General features: G+C 41.4%; 1 protein-coding gene. It reads left to right on the forward strand.

All coding sequences use genetic code 11. The features are described from left to right. Positions 1-124: 124 nt before the first annotated feature. On the forward strand, positions 125-210 hold an 86-nt coding region (locus tag CHH91_RS20835; RefSeq protein ID WP_176465913.1), incomplete at its 3' end, for a hypothetical protein.

Genomic DNA, 210 nt, shown 5'->3' on the forward strand with positions numbered 1-210 from the left:
TAATTTCACTTTGTTTTTTTGCACTCAGTGACACGATTTCATGGAGCTTTTCTTAAAAACCAAGCGTTTCTTTTTGCTTTTTGGTACACTACATGTAGTGAATCCAAACGGGGGAATGGGATACATGGCGAAACAAAAAACGAAGTTTGTCTGCCAAGAGTGCGGCTATGAATCGGCAAAATGGATGGGCAAATGCCCTGGTTGCCAAAG

The sequence above is a fragment of the Virgibacillus sp. 7505 genome, from assembly GCF_002272135.1.
Classification (GTDB): Bacteria; Bacillota; Bacilli; order Bacillales; family Amphibacillaceae; genus Terribacillus.